Annotated in this window: 18 protein-coding genes and 1 riboswitch; of the genes, 7 read left to right on the top strand and 11 right to left on the bottom strand. The window is 71.3% G+C overall.

Going from position 1 to position 25,447, the window contains the following annotated elements; all coding sequences use genetic code 11:
- Positions 1–167: 167 nt before the first annotated feature.
- The gene (locus ACSHV8_RS43395) at positions 168–431 is read right to left on the bottom strand and encodes a DUF4031 domain-containing protein (RefSeq protein ID WP_436525868.1); all 264 of its coding nucleotides are present in this window, start codon (positions 429–431) and stop codon (positions 168–170) included.
- Positions 428–2,227, bottom strand: a complete 1,800-nt coding sequence (locus ACSHV8_RS43390; RefSeq protein ID WP_436525866.1) for a glycerol-3-phosphate dehydrogenase/oxidase — start codon at positions 2,225–2,227, stop codon at positions 428–430. The genes ACSHV8_RS43395 and ACSHV8_RS43390 overlap by 4 nt, the downstream gene beginning before the upstream one ends.
- Before the next feature lie 90 nt (positions 2,228–2,317).
- Here ACSHV8_RS43390 and ACSHV8_RS43385 point away from each other — a divergent pair, with 90 nt between their 5' ends.
- Positions 2,318–6,844, top strand: a complete 4,527-nt coding sequence (locus tag ACSHV8_RS43385) for an Ig-like domain-containing protein (protein ID WP_436525864.1) — start codon at positions 2,318–2,320, stop codon at positions 6,842–6,844.
- A 95-nt stretch (positions 6,845–6,939) separates the two neighbouring features.
- Here ACSHV8_RS43385 and groL read toward each other — a convergent pair whose 3' ends face one another.
- The gene (gene groL, locus ACSHV8_RS43380; protein WP_436525862.1) at positions 6,940–8,562 is read right to left on the bottom strand and encodes a chaperonin GroEL; all 1,623 of its coding nucleotides are present in this window, start codon (positions 8,560–8,562) and stop codon (positions 6,940–6,942) included.
- A 440-nt stretch (positions 8,563–9,002) separates the two neighbouring features.
- Here groL and ACSHV8_RS43375 point away from each other — a divergent pair, with 440 nt between their 5' ends.
- Both ACSHV8_RS43375 and ACSHV8_RS43370 read left to right on the top strand, forming a co-directional pair.
- Positions 9,003–9,509: an N-acetyltransferase family protein gene (locus ACSHV8_RS43375; protein ID WP_436525861.1), complete on the top strand. Its 507-nt coding sequence runs from the start codon at positions 9,003–9,005 to the stop codon at positions 9,507–9,509.
- Entirely contained in the window at positions 9,509–9,985 is a 477-nt protein-coding gene (locus ACSHV8_RS43370; protein ID WP_436525859.1) for a hypothetical protein, read from the top strand. Before ACSHV8_RS43375 ends, ACSHV8_RS43370 begins: the two co-directional genes overlap by 1 nt.
- Before the next feature lie 179 nt (positions 9,986–10,164).
- On the opposite strand, the gene thrC is transcribed toward ACSHV8_RS43370, so the two are convergent.
- The 4 genes from thrC to ACSHV8_RS43350 all read right to left on the bottom strand — a co-directional run bounded on the left by thrC (position 10,165) and on the right by ACSHV8_RS43350 (position 16,416).
- On the bottom strand, positions 10,165–11,448 hold the full coding sequence (gene thrC / locus ACSHV8_RS43365) for a threonine synthase (RefSeq protein WP_436525857.1): 1,284 nt from the start codon (positions 11,446–11,448) through the stop codon (positions 10,165–10,167).
- A gap of 11 nt (positions 11,449–11,459) precedes the next feature.
- Positions 11,460–11,592, bottom strand: a riboswitch (SAM riboswitch).
- 555 nt (positions 11,593–12,147) lie between these two features.
- Positions 12,148–13,062, bottom strand: a complete 915-nt coding sequence (locus ACSHV8_RS43360) for an ABC transporter permease (RefSeq protein WP_436525855.1) — start codon at positions 13,060–13,062, stop codon at positions 12,148–12,150.
- Complete coding sequence (locus ACSHV8_RS43355) at positions 13,059–15,764, bottom strand: alpha/beta fold hydrolase (RefSeq protein ID WP_436525853.1); 2,706 nt, start codon at positions 15,762–15,764, stop codon at positions 13,059–13,061. Before ACSHV8_RS43355 ends, ACSHV8_RS43360 begins: the two co-directional genes overlap by 4 nt.
- A gap of 49 nt (positions 15,765–15,813) precedes the next feature.
- Positions 15,814–16,416: a hypothetical protein gene (locus tag ACSHV8_RS43350; RefSeq protein ID WP_436525851.1), complete on the bottom strand. Its 603-nt coding sequence runs from the start codon at positions 16,414–16,416 to the stop codon at positions 15,814–15,816.
- Between the two features lie 101 nt (positions 16,417–16,517).
- Here ACSHV8_RS43350 and ACSHV8_RS43345 point away from each other — a divergent pair, with 101 nt between their 5' ends.
- The gene (locus ACSHV8_RS43345) at positions 16,518–18,731 is read left to right on the top strand and encodes an AAA family ATPase (RefSeq protein WP_436525849.1); all 2,214 of its coding nucleotides are present in this window, start codon (positions 16,518–16,520) and stop codon (positions 18,729–18,731) included.
- Between the two features lie 6 nt (positions 18,732–18,737).
- On the opposite strand, the gene ACSHV8_RS43340 is transcribed toward ACSHV8_RS43345, so the two are convergent.
- The 4 genes from ACSHV8_RS43340 to ACSHV8_RS43325 form a co-directional block, all read right to left on the bottom strand.
- Positions 18,738–19,085: a DUF3263 domain-containing protein gene (locus ACSHV8_RS43340; RefSeq protein WP_436537211.1), complete on the bottom strand. Its 348-nt coding sequence runs from the start codon at positions 19,083–19,085 to the stop codon at positions 18,738–18,740.
- A gap of 92 nt (positions 19,086–19,177) precedes the next feature.
- Entirely contained in the window at positions 19,178–20,176 is a 999-nt protein-coding gene (locus tag ACSHV8_RS43335; protein WP_436525847.1) for an ABC transporter permease subunit, read from the bottom strand.
- Positions 20,173–21,153 (bottom strand): ABC transporter ATP-binding protein, encoded by a 981-nt coding sequence (locus ACSHV8_RS43330; protein WP_436525845.1) that lies wholly within the window; start codon positions 21,151–21,153, stop codon positions 20,173–20,175. The genes ACSHV8_RS43335 and ACSHV8_RS43330 overlap by 4 nt, the downstream gene beginning before the upstream one ends.
- Positions 21,154–21,238: 85 nt before the next feature.
- Complete coding sequence (locus tag ACSHV8_RS43325) at positions 21,239–22,024, bottom strand: DeoR/GlpR family DNA-binding transcription regulator (protein WP_436525843.1); 786 nt, start codon at positions 22,022–22,024, stop codon at positions 21,239–21,241.
- 177 nt (positions 22,025–22,201) lie between these two features.
- On the opposite strand from ACSHV8_RS43325, the gene ACSHV8_RS43320 reads away from it, so the two are divergent.
- From ACSHV8_RS43320 to nagA, 3 genes are all read left to right on the top strand, one after another.
- Positions 22,202–23,140, top strand: a complete 939-nt coding sequence (locus tag ACSHV8_RS43320; RefSeq protein ID WP_436525841.1) for an SIS domain-containing protein — start codon at positions 22,202–22,204, stop codon at positions 23,138–23,140.
- 98 nt (positions 23,141–23,238) lie between these two features.
- On the top strand, positions 23,239–24,147 hold the full coding sequence (locus tag ACSHV8_RS43315; protein ID WP_436537209.1) for an ROK family protein: 909 nt from the start codon (positions 23,239–23,241) through the stop codon (positions 24,145–24,147).
- Positions 24,144–25,229, top strand: coding sequence for an N-acetylglucosamine-6-phosphate deacetylase (gene nagA / locus ACSHV8_RS43310; protein WP_436525839.1), 1,086 nt, complete (start codon positions 24,144–24,146; stop codon positions 25,227–25,229). The genes ACSHV8_RS43315 and nagA overlap by 4 nt, the downstream gene beginning before the upstream one ends.
- Positions 25,230–25,447 lie beyond the last annotated feature (218 nt).

Here is a 25,447-nt window from a genome sequence, read left to right as displayed (position 1 = left end):
CCCCAGCCGCGCTCCCGGTCGTCGGCTGGCACTGAGGGCTCTAAAAACAGCCGAATACAACCCTGAGCACCAGCCGAGCCGGCGACCCGCGCCGCGAAGCCGGACCGACCGCGGAGGTCGCGGAGGGTGCTGGGCGGGCGCGGGCGGAACGCCGTACGCGAAAGGGGTTATTTGGAAAGGTGTTTGGGGCGGCGGAGGCCGGCGGCGCGCAGGCGGGCGGCCAGTTCGCGGGAGGGGACGAGGACGGCGCCGAGCCAGAGGGCGCTGCGGAAACGGGCCGACGGCACGTCGTAGTGGTCGCGGTCGAAGGCCCGGCGGGGCGACCCGAGCATCTCGGCGAACGCGTGCAGTTCGGCGTAGGAGACGTCGCTGACCAGGTGTGACCAGAGGTGGCCACGACCCGGCCAGCGCGGCTCGTCGATGAGGATCAAAGGTCGATCTCGAGGAGTTCGGCCCGGCGGTCGGCGGCCAGCCCGCGCACGTCCGGCGCACCGACGCGGGCGGCGTCGGCGGCCTGATCGTCGGGCATGGTCTGGGACTGCCGTTCGGCGGTGACCCGGGCCAGGTAGTGCTCGACCTCACGCTTGCGGACGGTCTCGTCCCAGCCGAGGACCCCGCCCATGATCCGGGCCGCGTGCTCGGCCGACTCGGTGCCGCGGTGCACGGTCTCGATGGAGATCCGGGTGCGGCGGGTGAGCACGTCGTCCAGGTGCAGGGCGCCCTCGGCGAGTGCGGCGTACGCGATCTCGGCGGCCAGATACTCCGGGGCGCCGTCGAGCGGCACGGCCAGCGTCGGGTCGGCCTCCATCATCGCGAGCAGGTGGACGCTGAGCGTCCCGTACCGCTCCAGCAGGTGCTCGACGACCCCGGTGGTGACGCCGTGGCGGCGGGCCATGTCCTGCCGGTCGCGCCAGGCCGCGGCGTATCCGTCGGCGCCGAGCAGCGGCAGCTGATCGGTGCGGGACGCCCGGAACTCCCCGCCGAGCCGGCGCACCGCCTGGTCGATGACGTCGGCCGCCATCACCCGGTACGTCGTGTACTTCCCGCCGGCCACCAGCAGCAGCCCGAGCATCGGTTCGACGACCGCGTGCTCGCGGGACAGTTTCGACGTCGAGTCGGCCTCGCCGGAGAGCAGCGGGCGCAGCCCGGCGTACACACCCTCGATGTCGTCGGTGGTCAGTGGCCGGTCGAGCACGGTGTTGACCTGGTCCAACAGGTATCTGATGTCGCGCGCGGAGGCCGCCGGGTGGGAGCGGTCGAGCTCCCAGTCGGTGTCCGTGGTGCCGATGATCCAGTGACCGCCCCAGGGCAGCACGAACAGCACCGACGTGGCGGTGCGCAGGATCAGGCCGGCCTCGCCGGTGATGGCCGAGCGCGGCACCACGAGGTGCACGCCCTTGGAGGCGCGAACCCGCAGCCCGGGGCGGACGCCGACGTCGCGCAGCATCTCCGACATGTCGTCGCTCCACACGCCGGTGGCGGCGACGACGGTCTTGGCCCGGACCTCGAACTCGGGCGAGCCGGGGGTCTCCAGGTCTTTCACCCGGACGCCGACCACCTCGCGGGCCTCGCGCACGAAGCCGGTGACCCGGGCGCTGGTGACCACCGCGGCACCCTGGGCGGCGGCCGTGCGGGCCAGGTTGACGACCAGGCGGGCGTCGTCCATCTGCCCGTCGAAGTAGCGGATCGCGCCGGTGATCTTGTCGGCGCGCAGGCTCGGGAACAGGTGCCGGGCGCCGTCCCGGGTCAGGTGCCGGTGCAGCGGCATGCCCCGGCCACCGCCGAAGACGCCGGCGAACACGTCGTAGGCGGCGACGCCGAGCCCGTAGTAACCCCGCTGCCACACGCGCTGGAGCGGGTTGGCCGCGGGCAGCGGCACCATGATCGGCACCGGGCGGACCAGGTGCGGGGCGATCCGGGTGGCGAGCAGGCCGCGCTCGGTGAGCGCCTCGTGGACCAGGTGCAGTTCGAGCTGCTCCAGGTACCGCAGGCCACCGTGGATGAGTTTGCTGGAGCGGCTGGAGGTACCGGCGGCGAAGTCACGGGCCTCGACCAGCGCCACCTTCAGACCGCGGGAGGCGGCGTCGACCGCCGCACCGGCGCCGGTGACTCCGGCCCCGATCACCAGGACGTCGAAGTTTTCGTCGCGCAGCCGTTTGAGGTCGGACGCGCGGCGGATCGGGGAGAGACGGCCGGCCGTGTAGCGGGAGACGGAGGGATCACGCACCCGTCCCACGTTAGCCCTCACCGGTGTCACCCAGGCGGAGGAATGTGGTCCGGCCCACACGTGTCACAACCGGCGATTAGCGTCGGGATCATGCACCGCACCGGCGCCGCGGTCCTGCTGATCTGGGCCGTCGTCCTGGCCTTCTGCGGGTTCCTGGCCGAGCGGGGCGAGGCCGCGACGGCCGGGTTCGCGCTGCGTTTCGAGGCCAACACCAACGGCTCGATCCTGATCCGGGGCAACGCCAACCTGATCTGTCCACCGGCCGATCCGGACTGCGTGAACGGCCGGGCCGGCAGCGGGACGAAGCTGAACGACAACGACTTCCCGATGGTCAACGCGAACGCCGACAACGACCCGGCGACGTTCAACGACAGCACCGCGACGGTGAGCCTGCCACCGGGCAGCACGGTCCTGTTCGCCGGTCTCTACTGGAGTGGCGACACCACGTCCGCGCCCTCGCCGGCCAACAAGAACAAAGTGCGTTTCAAGACCCCTTCCGGTACGGCGTGGCAGCCGCTCACCGCGGCCACGGTCTACACCACCGGCACCGCCTACCAGGGCTTCTCCGACGTGACGGCCCAGGTCGCGGGCGCCGGCAGCGGTGTCTACGCGGTGGCCGACATCCAGGCCGGCCTGGGCCTGAACCGGTTCGCCGGGTGGGCGCTGGCGGTGGCCTACCGGAATCCGGCCGAGGTGTTGCGCGCGCTGCGGGTCTACGACGGGCTGGACACCGTGAGCGGTTCCAGTGGTTCCCTGGACATCCCGGTGAGCGGCTTCGAGGCGCCGCACTCGGGCGCGGTCCGGGCCGAGGTCGGCACTGTCGCGTACGAGGGTGATCTCGGCACCAAGGGCGACGCGCTGAAGCTGAACGGGCAGGCGATGTCCGACGCCGCGAACCCGGTCGACAACTTCTTCAACAGCACGGTGAGCAGCGGTGGCGCCCCGGTCGGCGGGCGGGATCCGGGCTTCGTGAACCTGTTCGGCGTCGACATCGACCAGTTCGACGCGACCGGCAAGCTGGCCCACGCGGCCACCTCGGCCACGCTGACGCTCACCACCAGCGGGGATCAGTACTACCCGGGGGTGGTCACATTCGCCATCGACCTGTACGCGCCGAAGCTGGTCACCACGGTCGCCGGCACCGACCTGGACGGCGGTGACCTGCTGCCCGGGGACCTGGTCGAGTACCGGATCGACGTGCGCAACGACGGTAACGACATCGCCGACGGGACCGTGCTGTCGGACGCGATCCCGGCCTTCACGACGTACGTCCCGGGTTCGATGCGGGTCGCCGGAGCGCCGGTCGCCGACTCGATCAGCGGCGGCCGGATCGACGTGACCCTGGGTGACCTCCCCTATCTCGGGGCGACCTGGGTGATCTTCCGGGTCCGGGTCGATCCGGCGACCCCGGCCGGGTACGCGATCACCAACCTGGTGAGTCTGAGCTACACCGGGCACACGGCCGGGGTGGGTGTCTCCGGGCTGGCCGGCACGGCCGCGAGCGTGGTCGCCCCGGCGCAGTCCGACCTGGTCGCGGGGCTGACCGTGTCGCCCGGCGTGGTGCAGCAGGGTGCTTCTCCGGCGGTCACCTATCTGGCCACCGTGACCAACAGTGGCGCTTCGACCGAGCCGGCCGCGTACGCCGAGCTGACCCTGCCGGCGGGCGCGACCTTCGGCGTGTTGCCGGCCGGATGCACGTCGTTCGGGCCGGTGGCGACGTGTGCGCTGGGCCCGTTGGCGCCCGGCAGCACGGCGACGGTCGCGATTCCCGGGGTCGGCTTGTCCGGAAATTTACGGGCATACGGCTCGAACGTTGATTCGGCGCCGGGCAACAACACCACCGCCGCTTCCGTAACAGTCAACCAGGCGCCGATCGCGACCGGCGACCCCGCCGCGGCCCCGGGGATCATCCCGGTCCTGGCCAACGACAGCGACCCGGAGGGCGGCGCGCTCACCGTCTCGATCACCGTCCCGCCCACCCACGGAACGGCGATCGTGCTGGCCAACGGCACGATCTCCTACACCCCGGCGGCCGGCTGGGCCGGGGACGACCCGTTCACGTACACGGTCACCGACCCGGACGGCGGGACCGCGAGCGCCGTGGTCACCGTCCGCACCCCGAACGCCCCGCCGCTCCCGATCGACGACGCGGCGGCCGTCGACACCGGCGGGACCGTCACCGTGGACGTCACCGCGAACGACTCGGACCCGAACGGCGACCCGCTCACCGTCACCGCGGTCGACGACCCGGGCCACGGCCCGGTCAGCATCGTCGGCAACAAGATCGTCTTCGCCCCGGCCGTGACGTTCGTCGGGGCGGCCACCTTCCTCTACACGGTCAGCGACGGCCAGGCCACGGCCACCGCGCACCTGGTCGTGAACGTGGCCAACGCGGCCCCGACCGCCGCCAACGACGTGGCCACCGTGGGCTACGCGGGCACGACGACGATCCCGGTGCTGCTGAACGACAACGACATCAACGGCGACCACCTGACCGTCGTCGGGGTCGGCACACCGGCCCGCGGCACGGCGACGTTCACCGGCAGCGCCGTCACCTACCAGGCGGCCGTGGGCTACTCGGGCACGTACGCGTTCGGCTACACGATCGACGACGGGCACAGCGGGACGTCGACCGCGCAGATCACGGTCACCGTCGCCGACGCGCCGCCGACCGCGGCCGACATCGTCACGACGACGGCCTACCTGACCCCGGTGCCGATCGACCCGGCAGCGCTGGGCACCGATCCGAACGTGGGCGACGCGCTCTTCGTCAGCGGCGCGAGCAACCCCGCGCACGGCACCGTCGTGCGTGAGACGAACGGCAAGCTCACGTACACCCCGGACGCCGGTTGGTCGGGGACGGACAGTTTCACGTACACGCTGAACGACGGGCAGGGCGGCACCGACACCGCCACGGTCACCATCACCGTCGGGAACGCGCCGCCCACGGCCCGGCCCGACACGGTGACCGGGCCGGCCGGCGGGTCGTCGACGATCGACGTGCTGGTCAACGACGACGACCCGAACGGCGACCCGCTGACGATCACGATCGACCTGCCGGCGTCGCACGGGACCGCGACGGTCAGTGGCGGGCGGGTCGCGTACCAGCCGGTCGCCGGGTACTCCGGGCCCGACTCGCTGCACTACACGATCGACGACGGGCACGGCGGCACGTCCGGCGCCACGGTCACGATCACGCTGCTCAACGCCGCGCCGACGGCCCGCCCGGACACCGCCTCGACCCCGACCGACACCGCGGTCACCATCGACCCGCTGGGCAACGACGACGACCCCAACGGCGACCCGGTGACGCTGGTGAGCCGTACGCCGGCCACGCACGGGACGCTGACCGCCGGGGCCGGCGGGACGGTGATCTACACGCCGGCCGCCGGCTTCACCGGGACGGACACGTTCGGTTACACGATCACCGACTCGCACGGCCTCTTCGACTCGTCGATCGTCACCGTGGTCGTGCGCAACGCGCCGCCGGTGGCCGAGGACGACACGTTCCTGGTGCAGGGCGAGCAGTCACTGAACGTGGTCGCCAACGATCACGACCCGAACACCGGGCAGGCGTTGAGCGTGCTCTCGGCCGGTCCGGCCGCGCACGGGACGGTCGTCGTCGACGGGCCACTCACGGTGCGTTACACACCGGCGGCCGGATTCACCACCGACACCTTCGCGTACGTGCTCACCGACGATCTGGGCGGCACGGACATCGCGACGGTCACCGTCGGTGTGGACTTCCCGCCGCTCCCGCTCCCACCGATCGCCCGGCCCGACCACGCGCTGGGCCTGGCCGGGCAGCCCATCGACGTGGACGTGCTGGCCAACGACGTGAGCATGGTCGCCGGCGGCCTGACGATCACCTCGGTGGGCACGCCGATCAAGGGCAGCGCGGCCGCCGCCGGCGGCAAGGTCCGCTACGCGGCGCCGTCCGGGTGGTCCGGCGAGGAGATCTTCCGGTACGTCGTGACCGACGCCCGCGGTTCCACCGCCGCCTCGACGGTGACCGTGACGGTCGGCGTCCCGCCCGGCGTGCCGGACAAATCCCTGGTCACGCCGCCGGGGCAACCGGTCTCGGTGGCACTGCCGGGCATCGACGGGCAGGGGCGGCCGGTGGCCGAGCGGCGGATCACGCAACCGGCCCACGGGCAGGCGCGGCTGAACGCGGACGGGTCGGTGACCTACACGCCGGATCCGGGGTTCACCGGGGAGGACCGGTTCACGTACGTGATCGTGGACGCGGACGGGAACGTGGCCGAGGGGATGATCGTCGTGATCGTGCCGTCGGACACCTCGCCCAGCCAGTCCCCCTCACCCAGCCCGCCGCCGTCACCCACGCCGTCTCCGTCCCCGTCGACATCGCCGTCGGTTCCGGCGACCACCTCGCCCGTGCCGTCGCGGACCCCCGCGCACACCCCGGCGCCGACGCTGCCGACCACGAGCGGGCCGGCCCCGATGCTCCTGTTCGAGACGTCCGCCCTGCTCACGCTGCTCGGGGTGGCGTTGCTGGCCGGTGGTGGGCGGGCCACGGCCGTACGCGTGAATGGTCCGGAAAAGTCAGGACCGGGGCGTCATCGGCGCGGCGGGACGCGCTCTTCTCGACCTCGGTGAGGGTCAGCGACCAGGGCCGGGCTCATTTGTTTCCGGAAAGCGAAAAGGCGGGCCGCCGAAGCGACCCGCCTTGACTCAGTGCTTCAGGGCTGGACTCAGAAGTCCATGTCCCCGCCGCCGGGGGCGCCGGCCGGGGCCGGGTTCTTCTCCGGCTTGTCGGCCACGACGGCCTCGGTGGTGAGGAACAGCGCGGCGATCGACGCGGCGTTCTGCAGCGCCGAGCGGGTGACCTTGGCCGGGTCGATGATGCCCGCGGCCAGCAGGTCGACATACTCACCGGTCGCGGCGTTCAGGCCGTGACCCGCGGGGAGGTTGCGCACCTTTTCCACGACGACGCCACCCTCGAGGCCGGCGTTGACGGCGATCTGGCGCAGCGGGGCGTCCAGGGCGACCTTGACGATGTTGGCACCGGTCGCCTCGTCGCCGACCAGGTCCAGCTTGTCGAACGCGGTCTTGCCGGCCTGAACCAGCGCGACGCCACCACCGGGGACGATGCCCTCCTCGACGGCCGCCTTCGCGTTGCGAACGGCGTCCTCGATGCGGTGCTTGCGCTCCTTCAGCTCGACCTCGGTGGCCGCGCCGACCTTGATGACCGCAACGCCGCCGGCCAGCTTGGCCAGGCGCTCCTGCAGCTTCTCACGGTCGTAGTCGGAGTCCGAGCGCTCGATCTCGGCGCGGATCTGGTTGACCCGGCCCTGGATCTGCTCGCCGTTGCCGGCGCCGTCGACGACGGTGGTCTCGTCCTTGGTGATGACGATCTTGCGGGCGGAGCCGAGCAGCGACAGGTCGGCGGCGTCGAGCTTGAGGCCGACCTCCTCGCTGATGACCGCGCCACCGGTGAGGATGGCGATGTCCTCGAGCATGGCCTTGCGACGGTCACCGAAGCCGGGGGCCTTGACGGCGACCGACTTGAAGGTGCCGCGGACCTTGTTGACGACCAGGGTGGCCAGGGCCTCGCCCTCGACGTCCTCAGCGATGATCACCAGCGGCTTGCCCGACTGCATGACCTTCTCCAGGACCGGGAGCAGGTCCTTGACCGCGGAGATCTTGCTGTTCGCGATCAGGATGTACGGGTCGTCGAAGACGGCCTCCATACGCTCCGCGTCGGTCATGAAGTAGGCCGAGATGTAGCCCTTGTCGAAGCGCATGCCCTCGGTGAGCTCCAGCTCCAGCCCGAAGGTGTTGCTCTCCTCGACGGTGATGACGCCTTCCTTGCCGACCTTGTCCATCGCCTCGGCGATGATCTCGCCGACCGTGGAGTCACCGGCGGAGATGGAGGCGGTGGAGGCGATCTGCTCCTTGGTCTCCACGTCCTTGGCCAGCTGCGAGAGGCCCTCGGAGACGCTGGCCACGGCGGCCTCGATGCCCCGCTTCAGGGCCATCGGGTTCGCGCCGGCGGCCACGTTGCGCAGGCCCTCGCGGACCAGCGCCTGCGCCAGGACGGTCGCCGTCGTCGTGCCGTCACCGGCGACGTCGTCGGTCTTCTTGGCGACCTCCTTGACCAGCTCGGCGCCGATCTTCTCGAAGGTGTCCTCGAGCTCGATCTCCTTGGCGATGGATACACCATCGTTGGTGATCGTGGGGGCGCCCCACTTCTTCTCGAGGACGACGTTGCGGCCCTTCGGACCGAGCGTCACCTTGACCGCGTCGGCGAGCTGGTTCATGCCCCGCTCGAGGCCCCGACGAGCCTCCTCGTCGAATGCAATGATCTTGGCCATACGGCGTTGTCCTCCCGGACATCCGCGGCGCCGGGCCTGCTCGGCCCCGCCCGCACACTGAGGAAGTCTGTGGACGTCACCACCTGGCGATGTGACGTCCTCAGGCCGAGCCGGAAAGCCCGCGACGACCGGTTTCGTGTCCCGGCACCGATGGCGGCGCCGCGACCGGAACCCCACCGTCCCGACCTGCTGGCACTCACGGGTCGCGAGTGCCAATCACTTGTTTAGCACTCCGGGGTACCGAGTGCAAGAAACCCCATCTTCCCGCGAAACCCTCCGGCCCGGTCCGCAAACCGGCTAAAGATCTTCAAGCCCTGATCAGAGGCCACCGCCGGTCCTCCCTTCAGCTGTCGGCGAACCCGCGTGACGCAGCACTCGTACCGGTCCTGTTTAGGGCAAGAAGGTTGCCCCGGCCCGCCGCTGCGGGTAGGGAGGACGACATGGAGAGTTGGACGGTTCGCCGGGTCACCGAGCGGGACGCCGGCCGCCTGCGCGCCCTGCGGCTGGAGATGCTGGCCGACAGTCCCCTCGCCTACCTGGAGACGCTGGCCCAGGCCGCGGCCCGCTCGCACGAGGGCTACCGGCAGCGGGTCGGCATGGCGGCCGAGGGGCCGGATCTGGCCCAGTTCATCACCGACCCGGGGGACGGGCCGTTGATCGGGCACGCCGGCGGCACCGCGATCCCGGACGAGCCGCTGGTCACAGTTGTCTTCTCGGTCTACCTGACCCCGGCCCACCGGGGCGGGAAGGTGCTGGCCGCGATGATCGAGGCGGTGGCCGACTGGTCGACCGCGGCCGGGCGGCACGAGTTGATGCTGGAGGTCGTCGTGGGGAACGGGCGGGCCGTCCGGGCGTACGAGAAACTGGGTTTCGAAGACACCGGCCTGCGCCTGCCGCATCCCACCGTGCCCGTCCTGACCGAGCTGCAGATGCGCCGGCGGATCTGATGCCGGCCCGACGCCGGCACCTCGCCCGGACGGTTCTGACCGCCGCGAACGGGACCACCGGCGCCGGGCTGCTGCTCGCCCTGGTCACCCGGACGAGGGTCCGCCGCGGGCGCGACGGCGTGCTGATCGCCGAGCACTGGAAACTCCCGATGCCGCCGGCGTCCTGCTTCACCGTCGGTTCGGTGATCATCACGCGGCGCAGCGCCGAGTGGCTGCTCGCCGAGGAACGGGCCGCCCTGCTCGCGCACGAGAGCCGCCACGCCGGGCAGTACGCGGTGCTCGGCCCGCTGTTCTTCCCGGCCTACTGGGTCGCCTGTGGCTGGTCCTACATGACGACCGGGTCCTGGGGTGTGCGCAACTGGTTCGAACGCCACGCCGGACTGCTCGACGGCGGTTATCCCGAGGATCTGCCACTGCGGCCGTGGCTGCGCAAGATTTGGTCGGGAGGACGGAACGCACAGCGCCTCCGGCCGTAGCCATTGGGTCAGCGCTGGGGTCGTTGGGATCCCTCGGAGATTGTCGCCAAGCTCAGGTGAGGGGCCCACTTACGGCGTCGCGTCCTCCCGCGACAAGCATCCTGCCGATCCGGAGATCGGCGCGCAAGTCCTCGGAGGAAGGAATATTCGACAACCGGCAGATAACCGGTTACCGACAGTTATCCCAGCAGGCCGGCCTCGCGAGCACCCTTCAGAGACGGCTTGATCCGGTGGGTCGGGCCGACCTCGGCGGCGATCGCGTCGAGCGTCTTCAGACCCTCGCCGGTGTTGTAGACGACGGTCTCCTTGGCCGGGTCCAATTTGCCGCTTTCGACGAGCTTCTTCAGGACGGCGACGGTGGTGCCGCCGGCCGTCTCGGCGAAGACACCGGTGGTCCGGGCCAGCAGCTTGATGCCCGCCCGGATCTCGTCGTCGTTCGCGTAGTCCATCCAGCCGCCGGTGCGGCGGACGGCCTCGATCGCGTACGGCCCGGCGGCCGGGTCGCCGATGTTCAGCGACTTGGCGATGCCGGTCGGCTTCACCGGGGTGATCACGTCGGTGTCGTTGTGCAGCGCCACCGCGATCGGGTTGCAGCCCTGCGACTGGGCGCCGAACACGGTCCAGCCGCCCTCGGGCGCGTCGACCAGTCCGATCTCGACCAGCTCGCTGAACGCCTTGTCCACCTTGGTGAGCAGTTCACCGGAGGCCATCGGGATGACCACCTGCTGCGGGATGCGCCAGCCGAGCTGCTCGGCGACCTCGTAGCCGAGCGTCTTCGAGCCCTCGGCGTAGAACGGGCGAACATTCACGTTCACGAACGCGGTGTCCTCGAACTCGTCCGTTTCCACCAGCTCGCTGCAGAGCCGGTTCACGTCGTCGTAGGAACCCTCGATCGCGACCAGCTCACCACCGTAGACCGCGGTCGTGACGATCTTGCCCTGCTCCAGGTCGCTCGGGATGAACACGATGCTCGGCACCCCGGCCCGGGCCGCGTGGGCGGCCACCGAATTCGCCAGGTTGCCGGTGGAGGCGCAGGAGAACCGGGTGAAGCCCAGCTCCTTGGCGGCGGTCAACGCCACCGACACGACCCGGTCCTTGAACGAATGGGTCGGGTTCTGCGAGTCGTCCTTGATCCAGAGCTGGCCGGTGATGCCCAGCTCGGCGGCCAGCTGCGGGGCACTGACCAGCGGCGTCAGACCGGGATCGAGGGTCACCCGGGTCGCCGGGTCCTGCCCCGCCGGCAGCAGCGCCGCATAGCGCCAGATGTTCTGCGGGCCCGCCTCGATCTGGGCCCGGGTCACCCGCGCGAGAGCGGCCTCGTCATAGGCCACCTCGAGCGGGCCGAAACACTCGTAACAGGCGTGCTGGGCGGCCAGCGGGTACTCAGCGCGGCACGCACGGCAGATCAGGCCGCGGGCGGGCGAGGTGGTGATAGCAGCGGATGCACTGACGGTAGACGTCATCGAGGCCTTCCCTCTCATCTTTCCCACCGGCGACCTGCCGGCAGGACGGAATTAGCACCTGCCGCGGGCGGCCTCGTCATCGAGACATCTGCGGTGGTTGCCGGGGCTTCACAGGGCCGTTCCCTCTGCCCCTCTGGATGAGGTATTCAGTTGTTTCCCGAAGCTTACGACGAAGCTTCGCCTTCTCCCCAGTGACTTCCCGATGTGTGAGCGACCCCCCACATCGGCGGGCCGGCCTCAACCCTTCGAAGATCAAGTTCAAATTCTTCATGTCCCAGGTCCGCCGGGGTACAGACCGTCGCTCCCGCGGGGACCCTTCCGACCCTCGCAGGCCGCTGGCGCGGCCAAAACGCGACGCCCGAAAGGGCGACGTGGTCGGCTGGTTGCGCTCAGAGCAACAAACCCGCCCACGCCCGAAACCGCCCACCAACGTCCTGTGCGTCAGCCCACGCGAGGCTGCGGCCCACCCAAGCCCCAGCCGCGGGGTCCCGCCCGTCGGCTGGCACTGAGGGCTCCAAAAACGGCCGGAAACAACCCTCAGCACCAGCTGAGCACGCAACCCGCGCTGCGAAGGCCGGACCAGGGCCAACGCCGCGACGTGGCTGCCACAAGAGGCCCAGCCGCGGCTCGCGGGCCGCCAAGTCGGTCAGCGGCGAGCGCGCGAGGCGTGGGCGGGTCGGGTCGTGGGGCTTGGGCGGGTCAGGAGGTGATGTCCTTGCGGGTGAAGCGGAAGAAGGCGACACCCCAGAAGATCACCGCGTAGATGATCGCCGAAATCGCGCCCTTGGCCAGGTCCTCGGTCTGGACCGGGGTCGACAGCAGCCCCAACCACGCGTCGCTGTAGTGGGTGGGCAGGGCGTTGCGGATCGAGCCGAGCGCGGTGATCTGGTCCAGGATGCTGGAGAGGATCCAGAGCAGTACCGCCCCGCCGACCGCGCCCAGAGCGGCGTCGGTGAGGACCGAGAGCAGGAAGGCCAGGCCGGCCACGACCAGCAGGATCACGGCGAGGTAGGCGAGGATGCCGAGCAGCCGCAGCACACCCTGACCGGGCGGGATCTGCGACGCGATGGTGCTGCCGAGCGGATGCCAGCCGTAGCGCAGCGTCCCGACCAGCAGTCCGGTCCCGGCCAGCAGGAACAGCGCCAGGAACGCGTAGCCCAGCGCCACCACCAGCTTGACCGCGAGCAGCCGGGCCCGCGGGACCGGGATGGCCAGCAGGTACCGCAGGCTTCCCCAGCTCGCCTCGCTGGCCACGGTGTCTCCGGCGAAGAGCGCGAAGACCACCACCAGCAGGAAGCCGGCCGACACGGCCAGACAGAACAGCGCGAAGTTCAGCCCGCCCGAGGTGGCCAGGTCGACCAGGCTGCTGAAGGCGCCGCCGCCGTTGCTGTCGTCGTCACCGTTCCCGCCACCGAACTCGAACGCGACCAGGATGATCAGCGGCAGCAGCACCATGAAGCCGAGGGCCAGCTGGGTGCGGCGCCGGGACGCCTGCCGTCGGATCTCGGCGACGATCGGCAGGGTCCGGGACGGGCGGTATCCCACCGCCGCGGAAACGCTCGACGCCTGGCCACGCTCGACGGTGCCCGGGGATTCGCTCACAAGCCCGCTCATCGGTCTCCACTTCCCCGCGAGTTGTCGCCCACCAGGGCCAGGAACGCGTCTTCGAGGCGGCGGCGCGGCACCACCCGGTCGACGCCGACACCGGCGCGGACCAGGGATGCGACCACTTCGGCGCGCGGTGTGCCGTTCATGTCGACGATCAGGCCGCTCGCGCCGTCCGGGGTGACCGAGCGGACGCCCAGCCCGGTGAGGATCTCGGTGGCGGCCGGTACGTCGGTCACGTCGATGGTGACCGACGGCGACTCGCCGACGATGTCGTCGACCGGGCCGGACGCGACGATCCGCCCCTTGTTGACCACGACGGCGTGGGTGCAGGTCTGTTCGACCTCGGCCAGCAGGTGGCTGGAGACGAGCACGGCCCGCCCGTCGGTGGCGTACCGCTGCAGCACCCGGCGCATCTCGGCGATCTGCGGCGGGTCGAGCCCGTCGGTCGGTTCGTCGAGGACCAGCAGTTCGGGCAGGCCGAGCATGGCCTGGGCGATGGCCAGCCGCTGGCGCATGCCGTGGCTGTAGTTCTTGGTCCGCCGGTGCACCGACGAGCCGAGTCCGGCGATTTCCAGGGCTTCGTCGAAGCGGGCGTCCTCCCACGGGCGGCCGGTGGCCCGCCAGTACGCCTCCAGGTTCTGATGCCCGGTCAGGTGTGGCAGGAAGCCGGGGCCTTCGACGAGCGCGCCGACCCGGGACAGGATCTGCGCGCCGGGGACGAGCCGGTGCCCGAAGACGTGGATCTCACCGGCGGTCGGCGTGGTCAGGCCCATCAGCACCCGCAGCGTGGTCGTCTTGCCGGCGCCGTTGGGTCCGAGCAGGCCGACGACCTGGCCGCGCTGGACGGTGAAGCTGATCTCCTCGACCGCGACGAACCCGTCCTTGTACGCCTTCCGCAGCCCGGTGACCACCAGCGGCGTGTCCGCGAGTTCGGCGTTCACCGAGGTCACCCGGCGGCGGCGACGGGCCCGGCGGACGAGCAGCAGCACCGCCAGCCCGAGCAGCACGGCGGCGATCAGCGCGCCCAGGGCGTACCAGTAAATTGCCGCCGGCGAGGCGATCGGCGTGCCGGCCAGGGTCGGCAGGGTGAGTGGCCCGTCGACCGCCACGGTGTAGGTGGCCGGCGCCGCCGGTGAGAGAAACGCCTGGTCGGAGGTGGCGACGACGATCTGCAGGGTGTGGCCGGCCTCAAGTCGCCGGACGATCGCCGGCAGGGTGACGGTCACCGGCTGGGCCGCGCCGATGTCGGTGGGTAGGCCGGTGAGCCGGACCGGGGCGACCAGTCCGGCGCTGAGCGTCGGCGTGCCGCTCTGATCGAGGTCGTAGAGCTTGACGAAGAGCACCGCCTCCCCGGTCGGCGAGGCGGCCCGCACCCGTACCGTCGGCGAGCCGGCGACGTCGATGGCCCCGGCGAGCGGCGCGGTCGCGAACGTGGCGTGCTGGCCCGGCAGGTCGGTGGCGACGTTGCCGCTGAGCAGCGAGGACAGGCGGCTGCCGAGGCCGGGCAGCGACGAGATGGCCCCCGGGTTCCCGTTCGGCGGGTTGGCGATCGGCTGGGCCGAGCCGGTCACGGCCACCTGGGTGTTGCCGCTGCCGGTGATCCCCGGGTAGGACGAGGTCGAATACCCGTTGGTGACCAGGTCACGATCCATCGCGCTGAACCCGGCCACGCGGGACCAGGTGAAGTCGTCGTCGGGTGTCGCGCCGTCGCCCTTGAGGTAGTGGTCGAGCCATTGGGCGGTGAGGAACTTGACCCGGTCCTGATCCGAGCCCGGCCCGGCGCCGCCGTCGTGGCCGCCGGTGAACCAGGCGACCTTGACCGGCGTGCCGGTGGCGGCGATCCCCTTGGCGTTGTAGTCGGCCTCGGAGAGCGGGAAGAGCGTGTCCACCGCGCCCTGGATCAGCAGCGTCGGTGCCTTGATCTTGTCGAGCACGGTGGCCGGGCTGGACTTGCGCAGCAGGTCGAGGCTGGCCTGGTCGGGCGTGCCGGAGGTGGCCATCGACAGGTAGGCCGCGCACACGTCGGCGGCGAAGCGCCCGCAGGCCGGGTTGTCCCCGCCCGAGCTGGAGCCGAAGAAGACGCCGGCCCAGCCCTTCTTGAACACGCCGGTCGCGCTGGTGTCGGCCGCCTGCGGGAGGAACGCGCGACTCAGGTCGTTCCAGGTGATCGACGGGACGATCGCGTCGACCCGCTGGTCCTGCCCGGCCAGCAGCAGCGCGAGGGCGCCGCCGTAGGAGCCGCCGACCACGCCGACCCGCGGGTCACCGGCCGCGTCGGTCTGCACCTCGGGGCGCGCGGCCAGCCAGTCGAGCAGCCGTTGCGCGTCCTTGACCTCGTAGTCCGGACTGTCCAGGTGGATCTCGCCGGTGCTGCGGCCGAAGCCCTGCGCGGTCCAGGTGAGCACCGCGAACCCGCGGGCGGCCAGGGATTCCGCATCCGACCGGACCGAGTCCTTGGACCCGCCGAACCCGTGGGCGAGCAGCACCGCGGGCACCTTCCCGGAGCGGTCCCGCGGCAACAGGAAACGCGCGTCGAGGTCGACCGGCTGGTCGTCGGCGGGCCCGGAGCGGACGGTGATCCGCAGGTCCTGAGCTGTCCAGGCGACCCTCTCGGGCAGCACGGCGTAGATGGTCGCGGCGGCGATCAGGACGATCGCCACCGCGGCGGTGACCGCCCGGCGCCGGGTCACCCGGGGTAACGCTGACATGGCGCCCAACCTAGCCGGGCCCGCCTGAGCAGGACCTGTGAAGGCCGGTTCAGCACCCCTGACCGGTAGTGAACAGCTTCGACACGGTGGCGGCGTCGCCCGCGGCCATCGCGCTGACCTTGTCGGCCTTGATCTCGAAGAGCAGCGCGTAGGCGCCGGACGGTACGGAGTACCCGGTCGCCCCGCCAAGGCCGGTGACCGTGCTGCCCCCGGGGTAGGCGGCCTGAACCTCGGCCAGGCTCTGGCCGATCCCGAAGCCCTCGCCGCTGGTCACCCGGACCTGGGTCAGCTTGCCCTGGGCGAAGGTCAGCGCCGGCGGGTTGAAGACGGTGGCCCCGGTCGCGGTGGCGCAGCCGCCTCCGAGGTCCTTGACCGATTCGATCAACCCGTCGCCTTCGAGCTGGGTACGGGTGGCGCCGACCTCGAACGGCCCGAAGCCGTTGGCCGCGACCGTGGTCAGGTCCGTGCGGCCGGCGACGCTCGGCGCCTCCGGCAGAGACGGCTGAGTCTCGGGGCTCGTCTCCGGCGACGGGGACGACAGGGACGGCGATGATGCGGCCGGCGTCTGCGCCTCCGGCGTTTTGTCGTCGCTGCAACCGGCCAACCCGGCGGCGAGCAGCACTGCGGTCATCACGGCCAGACGGCACTTCATGGATACAGCCTTTCCCCCGTCGCCGCGGGGCGCCTCGAACGACCCCCGGGCGGATAGCGTTGACCCGGTAAGCCCCAGACGATCAATCGGAGGCATCCGCGGTGGCAGATGATCTCACGCTGACCGTGACCCTGCGGCCCGCGGCTCTGGACGCCCGGCGCGGCATCGTCCGCCTGCATCCGGAGGTGATGGCCGCCCTGGCCCTGAATCCGGGCGATCCGGTCCGCTTGGCCGGGAGCCGGGTGACCGCCGGGATCGCGGCCCGGGCCGAGGCCGGGGCCAGCCGGGCCCTGCTCTACGCCGACGACCTCACCCTCGGCAACCTCGGCATGCGCGACGGTGGCCAGGTCACGGTCACTCCGATCCCGGTGACCGGGGCCCGGCGGGTGACGCTCACCGGCGCTCCCGAGATCGTCGCCGTGGTCTCGCCCGAGATGCTGCGCCTGGCGCTGCTCGGCAAGGTGGTCAGCACCGGTGACGACGTGTCGCTGCTGCCGCAGGACGTGCTGCCCGAGGCCGGGCACCGGTCGCTGGTCGAGGCGGCCCGCCGCAGCCTGGCCAACCGGGTGGGCTACGCGTGGACCAGCACGCTGCTGACCGTCGTCGAGGTCGACGCCGCGGATGCCGCGCTGGTCACCATGGACACGGTGGTGGCCTGGCAGGACGGGCCGTCGGCGGCCGCGGCGGGGGGCACGGCCACGGTCCGGAGCATGCGTCCGGAGGCGCCCGCCTCGACCGATCCCGAGGTTCCGCCGCCCAGCATCGACGACCTGCCCGGTCTCCGTTCGCAGGCCAAGGAGCTGGAGGAACTGCTCGATCTGGGCTTCCACCATCGTGAGGTGCTGACCAAGCTCGGCACCAAGATGAGTTTGGGGGTTCTGGTCTCAGGACCTTCAGGATCAGGAAAATCCGCTTTGGTACGGGCGGTCGCCGCCACCGTCGGCGCCGACGTCCACCCGGTGTGGGCCCCCGAGCTGGCCGCGCTCACCAACGACGCGGCCGCCCGCCGGCTGCGCGCCCTGACCGGCGAGGTGCGGAGCGGCGGGCCCGCGGTGCTGCTGATCTCGGATGTCGAGGCGCTCGCCCCGCGGGACGAGCCGGGCCCCATCTCCACCGTGTTCCACCAGGTCCTGGCCGAGACGGTGGCGTCCGGCGCGGCCGTGGTCTGCACCACCAGCAAGCCGGAGTCGGTCGATCCGTCGTTGCGCGCGCCCGACCTGCTGGCCGTCCAGTTGACCGTGCCGCTGCCGGATGCCGCGATGCGCCGCGAGCAGCTGGGCGTGCTGACCCGCGGGATGCCCCTGGCCGAGGACGTGCGGCTGGACGACGTGGCCGGCCGTACCCCCGGTTTCGTCGCGGCCGACCTGGGGGCGCTGGCCCGGGAGGCCGGTGTCCGGGCGGCGCTGCGGCAGAAGGTGTCCGAGTCGCCGACGGTGACGATGGCCGATTTCGAGGCCGCGCTGGACGTGGTCCGCCCCACCTCGATGGCCGAGTCCACGCTGGAGGTCGCCGCGGTCACGCTCGACGACGTCGGCGACATGGCCGAGGTCAAGCAGGTGCTGACCGAGTCGGTGCTGTGGCCGCTGACCTATCCGGACACGTTCGCCCGGCTGGGGGTCTCGCCGCCGCGCGGGGTGCTGCTCTACGGCCCGCCCGGCTGCGGGAAGACGTACCTGGTGAAGGCGATCGCCGGCACCGGCAAGGCCAATGTGCTCTCGGTCAAGGGTGCCGAGCTGCTCAGCAAGTGGGTCGGTGACAGCGAGCGGGCGGTGCGGGAGTTGTTCCGCCGGGCCCGGGAGGCCGCGCCGACGCTCGTCTTCCTGGACGAGGTGGACGCGCTGGCCCCGGCCCGCGGCCAGGGCACCGACGGCGGGGTCACCGACCGGGTCGTCGCGGCGCTGCTCACCGAGCTGGACGGGGTGGAGGAGCTGAGCAACGTGGTGGTGATCGGGGCGACCAACCGGCCCGATCTGATCGACCCGGCGCTGCTGCGGCCCGGCCGGTTGGAGCGTCTGATCTACGTGCCGCCGCCGGACGGACAGGCCCGGGCGGCGATCTTGCGCGCGTCGGCCCGGGCGGTGCCGCTGGACGAGTCGGTGGACCTGGACGCGCTGGGTGCGGACCTCGACGGGTTCTCGGCGGCCGACTGCGCGGCCCTGATCCGGGAGTCCGCGCTGGCCGCGATGCGGGACTCGCTGGAGGCGTCGACGATCACCCTCGCCAACGTGAACGCCGCCCGTGACCGCATCCGCCCGTCTCTCGACGCCGCCCAGGTCGCGTGGTTGGAGACGTACGCGGAAAAGCGCCAAGCCTGACCACGGCTAACGGCGACGGGTCCGGGCTCTCGTCGATCGGAGCCGCCGCAGGCGGCCGATCAGGACCGGATCGTGTTCGAGCGCGGCCGGATTGTCGAGCAGGGCGTTGAGGAGCTGGTAGTACCGCGTCGAGGACAGGCCGAACGAGTCCTTGATCGCCTGCTCCTTGGCGCCCGCGTGCTTCCACCACTTGGCCTCGAACGCGAGGATCTGCTCCTCGCGCTCGGACAGGGCCGGTGCGGCCTCGACCGGGGGTGCCGGCGGCAGCGCCTCGGTCTCCGCGGTGCGGGGCGCGGGGATGTGCTGCTGCTCCTCGACCGGCTGGTCACCGGTCGGTTCGGCGGCGGGCTGCATGGCACTCCCCTGACGGAAGACATCGGTCACTACAGATATTTACGCGGAGATCACCAGCATAATCGCGACCAGCGATCTCCGCGTACGCTACCTCAGGTGATATCGCGCCTACGGATCGTCCACATTGCGGCACCCACAATGATGATTGACACGGCGGCGAACAACGTTCCGGCCATCTCCCAGGTAACGGTGAAGGTCGGCGCCTCACACCCGTTGACGGCCGAGTAATCGCAGGGCGCGTTGTAGTCGACGACCTCGTAGGACTTGGCCATCCAGGCCCCGATCCAGGCCGGCAGCAGATAGATCTCGTAGAACCGGACCCGGGCCAGGCTCAGCACGATGGCCAGGCCGAACTGGAAGATCACGATCACGCCGATCGCCGCGCCCAGCGCCGCCGCGGTGTGCCGCCCGATCGACGCCACGCCGAAGCCGATCGCGCCGGCCACCAGCACCAGGCCCAAGCCGCGCAGACCGGTCAGCCCGAGCGACTGCCAGGCCCCCGGGGTCATCTTCTCGGTCGTCCCGCGCAGCGTCGCGATCAGCCAGAACAGCCCGGTCCAGGCCGCACCGGTGACCACGCTCAACCCGAACAGCCAGGTCAGCAGCGCGGACAGCTTGGTCGACAGGACCCGCAGCCGTTGCGGCCGCCAGAGCAGCAGGTTCATCATGCCGCCGCTGTTCCACTCGGCGCCCACGAAGGACGCCCCGATGACGAACGCGACCAGCGCCAGTAGCGCCGCCCAGACGGTCACCATGACCGAGAAGTCCTCACGGAAGTTGAACTGCGGCGTGAGGAACTGGTCGGACGGGATCTGATCGCGGGTCGGCGGGACGAGGCCGTCACAGTTCCCGCCGTACGGGGCCGGGTTCTTCGCGCAGTCCTGTTTCGCCTGGTCGGCGTAGCGGAGCTGGTCCTGGTACTCCCGGTCGGCCGCGGCCTCGGCCGCCGCCCGGGTCGTGGCCGTGGTCTTCTCGTGCGTGTACGCCGTGCCGCCGGCCACCAGCCCGAGCACGAGCAGCGCCATCAGCACGAAGAACTTGGTGAAACGCCGCTTCGAGAGGCGTCGCGTCTCGGCCCGGAACAGGCTCACTGACCCCACCCACCCTGGCTCGCCGTGACCTGGTCGACCTGCCGGTTCGCCCCGTCGACCGGCGCGGTGCCGGTGAGCTGGAGGAACACGTCCTCAAGATCGGCCGAGACCGGGGTCAGCTCGGAGACGTAGATCTGCCTTTCGGCCAGCAACTTCGTGATCTGAGCCGGATTGCTCGCGTTCCCCACGGTGAAGTGATCCCTCTCCACGGTGATCGCCGCCCCGGCCGCGCGCAGCAGCTCGGCGGCGGCGTTCAGGTCCACGCCCGGTTCCAGCCGCACCCGCACCGAGGACGAGGTGTGACTGGCCAGCACGTCGGAGACCGAACCGGCGGCGACCCGACGGCCGGCCGAGATGATCGTCACCGAGTCACAGATGAGCTGGATCTCGCCGAGGATGTGGCTGGAGAGCAGCACGGTCATGCCCGACTCGGACAGGTCCCGCATCAGCGTGCGCATCTCCCGGATGCCGCCCGGGTCCAGGCCGTTCGCGGGCTCGTCCAGGATGAGCAGCTTCGGCTCCTTGAGCAGCGCGGACGCGACCGCCAGCCGCTGCTTCATGCCGAGCGAATACGTCTTCACCCGATCCTTGGACCGGTCGCGCAGGCCGACCAGTTCGAGCACCGCCGGCACCCGGAGCTTGTTCACCCCGCCGGCGTCGGCCAGCAGGGACAGGGTCGTCTCGGCCGAGAAGTTGCCGAAGAACTGCGGGCTCTCCACGATGGCCCCGACCTGCCCGGCGACCTGCGGCAGGTGGTGCGGGACGGGCTGGCCGAGGATGGCCATGCGCCCCTCGTTCGGCTTGATCAGGCCGAGCAGCGTACGCAGGGTGGTCGTCTTGCCCGAACCGTTCGGGCCGAGGAAGCCGTGCACCTGGCCGGCTTCCACCACCATGTCGAAGCCGTCCAGCGCCTTCCGGACACCCTTTCGGCCGCGATACGTCTTCCGCAGCCCTGATATCTCGAGTACGGCGGTCATCGCCGCACCTTAAGTGATCAGCGCCAATCTCGGGGGCCGACCACGGTGCGTACTCACCCCCGTACGCGCAAATGGTTTTGATCTTTCAGGCGACGATGACCTCGACGCCGGCCTCACGGAACGCGGCGACGGTCGACGAGGAGGCGCCGGAGTCGGTCACCAGGGTCTCGATCTGGGTGATCGGGCAGATCCGGGCGAACGCGTGACTGCCCAGCTTGGACGAGTCGGCGATGACCACGACGCGCTTGGCCCGGGCGACCATCAGGCTGTTCATGGCCGCCTCACCCTCGTGGTGCGAGGCCGCACCCAGCTCGACGTCGAGCGCGTCGACCCCGAGCAGCGCGATGTCGAGCGTGACCTCCTTGAGCAGGGCCCCGCCGAGCGGCCCGACCACCTCGAAGGACTGCGGGCGGACCACGCCACCGGCCACCACGATCTTCATCCGGGAGCGGACGAGCAGCTCGTTGGCGATGTTCAGCGCGTTGGTGACGACGGTCAGCTGGGAGCCCTCGCCGCCCGCGTTCAGGTCGGGGCGCACGGCCAGCGCGCGGGCGACCTCGGTGATCGTGGTGCCACCGTTCAGACCGACCACCGTGCCGGGGGTGACCAGGCGGGCCGCGGCCTCGCCGATGCGCTGCTTCTCGGCCGAGTGCTTGGCGCTCTTGTAGCGCAACGGAAGGTCGTACGACACGCCGTTGGCGACCGCGCCCCCGCGCGTACGGGTGATCATCTGCTGCTGCGCGAGCTGGTCGAAGTCACGCCGGATGGTCGCCTGGGAGACGTCGAGGCGCTCCGCGGCCTCCTCGACGGTCACTCGCCCACTGTCGGTGAGCAGCTCCAGCAGGGCATTCCACCGCGCGTACCGGTCCACCCAGACTCCCCGATGCACGTTCCATGATAAGTGTGTGCACATTAGTGCGCGAAAGGCCACGAAGCAAAGAGAGCCCGTGCGCGGTACTTGCCCCCGCGCCAGCGTCATGAGCACAATAACGCGCGAAATACCCGGCTACCGAGCGTAAATGCGCAGCACAACCGGTGAGGATGAGCCATGACGCACGTTAAGGCGGAGATCGCCAGCCAACCGGACTGCTGGCGGCAGGCCGCGAAACTGGCCGCATCGCCGGGGCTGCCGGCCCGGGGCGAGCGGGTCGCTGTCATCGGCTGCGGCACCTCCTGGTTCATGGCGAAGTCCTACGCGGTGCTGCGCGAGCAGGCCGAGCACGGTGAGACCGACGCCTTCCAGGCCTCCGACTTCCCGTACGGGCGCCGCTACGACCGCCTCATCGCGATCACCCGTTCCGGCACCACCACCGAGACCCTCGACGTGATGCGCGCCGTCGGGCAGAACACCCCGGTCACCGTGATCACCGCCGACCCGGCCCAGCCGGCCGTCGACATCGCCGGTGACGCCGTCGTGCTGGACTTCGCCGACGAGCGCTCGGTCGTGCAGACCCGCTTCGCCACCAGCGTGCTCGCCCTGCTCCGGGCGCACCTGGGCCACGACATCGACGTCGCCGCGATGGACGCCGAGGTCGCCGTCCGGCTGCCGCTGCCGGTGCACCCGGCGCTGACCGACCAGATCACCTTCCTGGGCCGGGGCTGGACCGTCGGCCTGGCCGAGGAAGCCGCCCTGAAGTGCCGGGAGACGGCCGGTTTCTGGACCGAGTCGTACCCGGCCATGGACTACCGGCACGGCCCGATCTCGATCGCCGGCCCGCGCCGCGTGGTGTGGGCGTTCGGTGACGTCCCGGCCGGCCTGGCCGACGAGGTCGAGGCGCGCGGGGCCGCGTTCGTGCACAGCCGCCACCACGGCGGATACGCGTCCCTGGGCCGCTGGGTCGGCGGGCGCGCGCCGCTCGACCCGATGGCCGACCTGGTCCTGGCCCAGCGCGTGGCCGTGCTCCTGGCCACCACCCAGGGCCTGGACCCGGACAACCCGAGCGGTCTGACCCGCTCGATCGTGCTGCCCGACTCGCTCCCGTCGTGACCGACCGCACCGAGCGGCAGCCACCCGCACATGGCAGCGGCCTCCCAGGCGAGGGCCAGGAGGGCACGACAACGCAGGCCCGGAGCGACAGCGTCGTCATCGCCCTCGACGTCGGGGGCACCGGCATGAAATGCGCCCTGGTCCGCCCGGACGGCGTCGTGCACCACCAGGAACGCCACCCGACCCACGCCGAACGCGGCGGGGCCGCCCTCACCGAGAGCATCCTGGAAATCGCCGAAGGGCTGGCCGCCAAGGCCCGCGCCGACGGGCTCACCCCGATCGCCGCCGGCATCGCCGTGCCCGGCGTGGTCGACGAGGTCACCGGCGTCGCGGTCTGGGCGGCCAACGTCGGCTTCCGCGACGTGCCGCTGCGCGAACTGGCCGGCCGCCGTCTCGGACTTCCGGCCGCGCTCGGCCACGACGTCCGCGCCGGGGCCCTGGCCGAGGCCCGCCTGGGCGCCGGACGCGGCCGCCGCCACGTGCTCTTCGTAGCGATCGGCACCGGCATCGCCGGCGGCCTGGTCGTCGACGGCACCGGATACTCCGGGGCGCACGGCGCGGCCGGCGAGATCGGGCACGTCATCGTCCGCCCCGGCGGCATCCCGTGCGGCTGCGGCTCGCGCGGCTGCCTGGAGACCGAGGCCTCGGCCCGGGCCGTCGGCCGCCGATATGCGGAACTCTCCGGGCAGGAAGACGCGACCGCGTACGACGTGGCCACCCGCGCCGCCGCCGGCGACGAACTGGCCATCCGGGTCTGGCAGGACGCGGTCGAAGCCCTGGCCGACGGGCTGCTCACCGCGCAGGCCCTCTTCGACGTCGGCGTGGTCGTGCTCGGCGGCGGACTGGCCGAGGCCGGCGACCGGCTCCTCGTACCGGTCCGGGACGCGCTCGCTCGGCGCATCACCTTCCACCGCACCCCCGACATCGTCCGGGCCGAGCTGGGTGACACCGCCGGCTGCCTGGGCGCCGCCCTGCTCGCCCTCGACTCCCTGGGAAGCCCCGCATGACCCGCCTCTCCGGCCGAATCGTCACCACCACATCCGTGGTGCGCGGTCACCTCTCCCTGGCCGACGGGCTGATCGGCTCGATCGAGCCGGACGACACGGCCGGGGACGACGTGATCGTGCCGGGCTTCATCGACCTGCACTGCCACGGCGGCGGCGGGCACACGTTCACCACCGGCGACCCGTCCGCGGCCCGGGGCGCGGCCGAATTCCACCTCGCCCACGGCACCACCACCATGCTGGCCAGCCTGGTCAGCTCCCCGTTCGAACTGATGCGCTCGGCGACCCTGGCCTACAAGCCGCTCGTCGACTCCGGCGTGATCGCGGGCATCCACTTCGAGGGGCCGTACCTGTCGGCGGTCCGCTGCGGCGCGCAGAACCCGCTGTTCCTGCGCGACCCCGTGATGTCGGAGATCACCGAGATCATCAAGATCGGAGAGGGCGCCGTACGGATGATGACCGTCGCCCCCGAACTCGACGGCGCCCTGGAAGCAATCACCCACCTGCGCGACGCCGGAGTCCTCGCCGCCGTCGGACACACCGACGCGTCCTACGAGCAGACCCACGCCGGAGTCACCGCCGGCGCGTCCGTGGCAACCCACCTGTTCAACGGGATGCGGCCGGTGCACCACCGCGAACCCGGGCCGGTCATCGGCCTGCTCTCGTCCACCGCGACCGTCGAACTGATCGCCGACAACATCCACCTACACCCGGGGATGCTGGCCTTCGCCGCGGGCACCGCCGGACCGGAACGGTCGATCCTGGTGACCGACGCGATGGACGCGGCCGGAATGCCGGACGGATCCTACGAACTCGGCGGCCAAGCGGTCGTGGTGGCCGATCGGGTGGCGCGGCTGGCCGAGGGCGGGTCGATCGCCGGGAGCACGCTGACCATGGACGTGGCGTTCCGCAACGCCGTGGCCGCGGGCCTGCCGCTGGTCGCCGCGGCGGCGATGTCGTCGACTACGCCGGCTCGGCTGCTCGGCCTCGGCGATCGGGGTTCTCTGGCGCCTGGGCTCCGGGCCGATGTCGTGGTCCTCAGCCCGGAGCTGGAGCTTAAGCAGGTGTTGCGGGCCGGCGTTTGAGGGGTGGGTGGGGCCGGCCTCTGCACCTGAGCAGCCGGCCGCATCCGAGCAGCCCGCTGCGCTTGAACAGCCCGCTGCGCTTGAGCAGCCCGCTGCGCTTGAGGCCAGCCGCGGAACCAGCTCGGCTCCCGACCAGCCGCAAACCGGCCCGGCTCCCGGCTCCCGAACACCGGCGATCTGCGGCCTCTCGGCTGAGCAATCCGGGAGTCGGCCGCCCG

This window comes from Actinoplanes sp. HUAS TT8, assembly GCF_051380535.1.
GTDB lineage: Bacteria > Actinomycetota > Actinomycetes > Mycobacteriales > Micromonosporaceae > Actinoplanes.
This window is presented reverse-complemented; position numbering and strand designations above follow the sequence as displayed.

Bases quoted from the DNA above. Each gene is read 5' to 3' on its own strand.
- ACSHV8_RS43385 (WP_436525864.1), top strand. From the start codon at position 2,318: ATGCACCGCACCGGCGCCGCGGTCCTGCTGATCTGGGCCGTCGTCCTG.
- groL (WP_436525862.1), bottom strand. From the start codon at position 8,562: ATGGCCAAGATCATTGCATTCGACGAGGAGGCTCGTCGGGGCCTCGAG.
- ACSHV8_RS43375 (WP_436525861.1), top strand. From the start codon at position 9,003: ATGGAGAGTTGGACGGTTCGCCGGGTCACCGAGCGGGACGCCGGCCGC.
- ACSHV8_RS43370 (WP_436525859.1), top strand. From the start codon at position 9,509: ATGCCGGCCCGACGCCGGCACCTCGCCCGGACGGTTCTGACCGCCGCG.
- thrC (WP_436525857.1), bottom strand. From the start codon at position 11,448: ATGACGTCTACCGTCAGTGCATCCGCTGCTATCACCACCTCGCCCGCC.
- ACSHV8_RS43360 (WP_436525855.1), bottom strand. From the start codon at position 13,062: ATGAGCGGGCTTGTGAGCGAATCCCCGGGCACCGTCGAGCGTGGCCAG.
- ACSHV8_RS43355 (WP_436525853.1), bottom strand. From the start codon at position 15,764: ATGTCAGCGTTACCCCGGGTGACCCGGCGCCGGGCGGTCACCGCCGCG.
- ACSHV8_RS43350 (WP_436525851.1), bottom strand. From the start codon at position 16,416: ATGAAGTGCCGTCTGGCCGTGATGACCGCAGTGCTGCTCGCCGCCGGG.
- ACSHV8_RS43340 (WP_436537211.1), bottom strand. From the start codon at position 19,085: ATGCAGCCCGCCGCCGAACCGACCGGTGACCAGCCGGTCGAGGAGCAG.
- ACSHV8_RS43330 (WP_436525845.1), bottom strand. From the start codon at position 21,153: ATGACCGCCGTACTCGAGATATCAGGGCTGCGGAAGACGTATCGCGGC.
- ACSHV8_RS43320 (WP_436525841.1), top strand. From the start codon at position 22,202: ATGACGCACGTTAAGGCGGAGATCGCCAGCCAACCGGACTGCTGGCGG.
- nagA (WP_436525839.1), top strand. From the start codon at position 24,144: ATGACCCGCCTCTCCGGCCGAATCGTCACCACCACATCCGTGGTGCGC.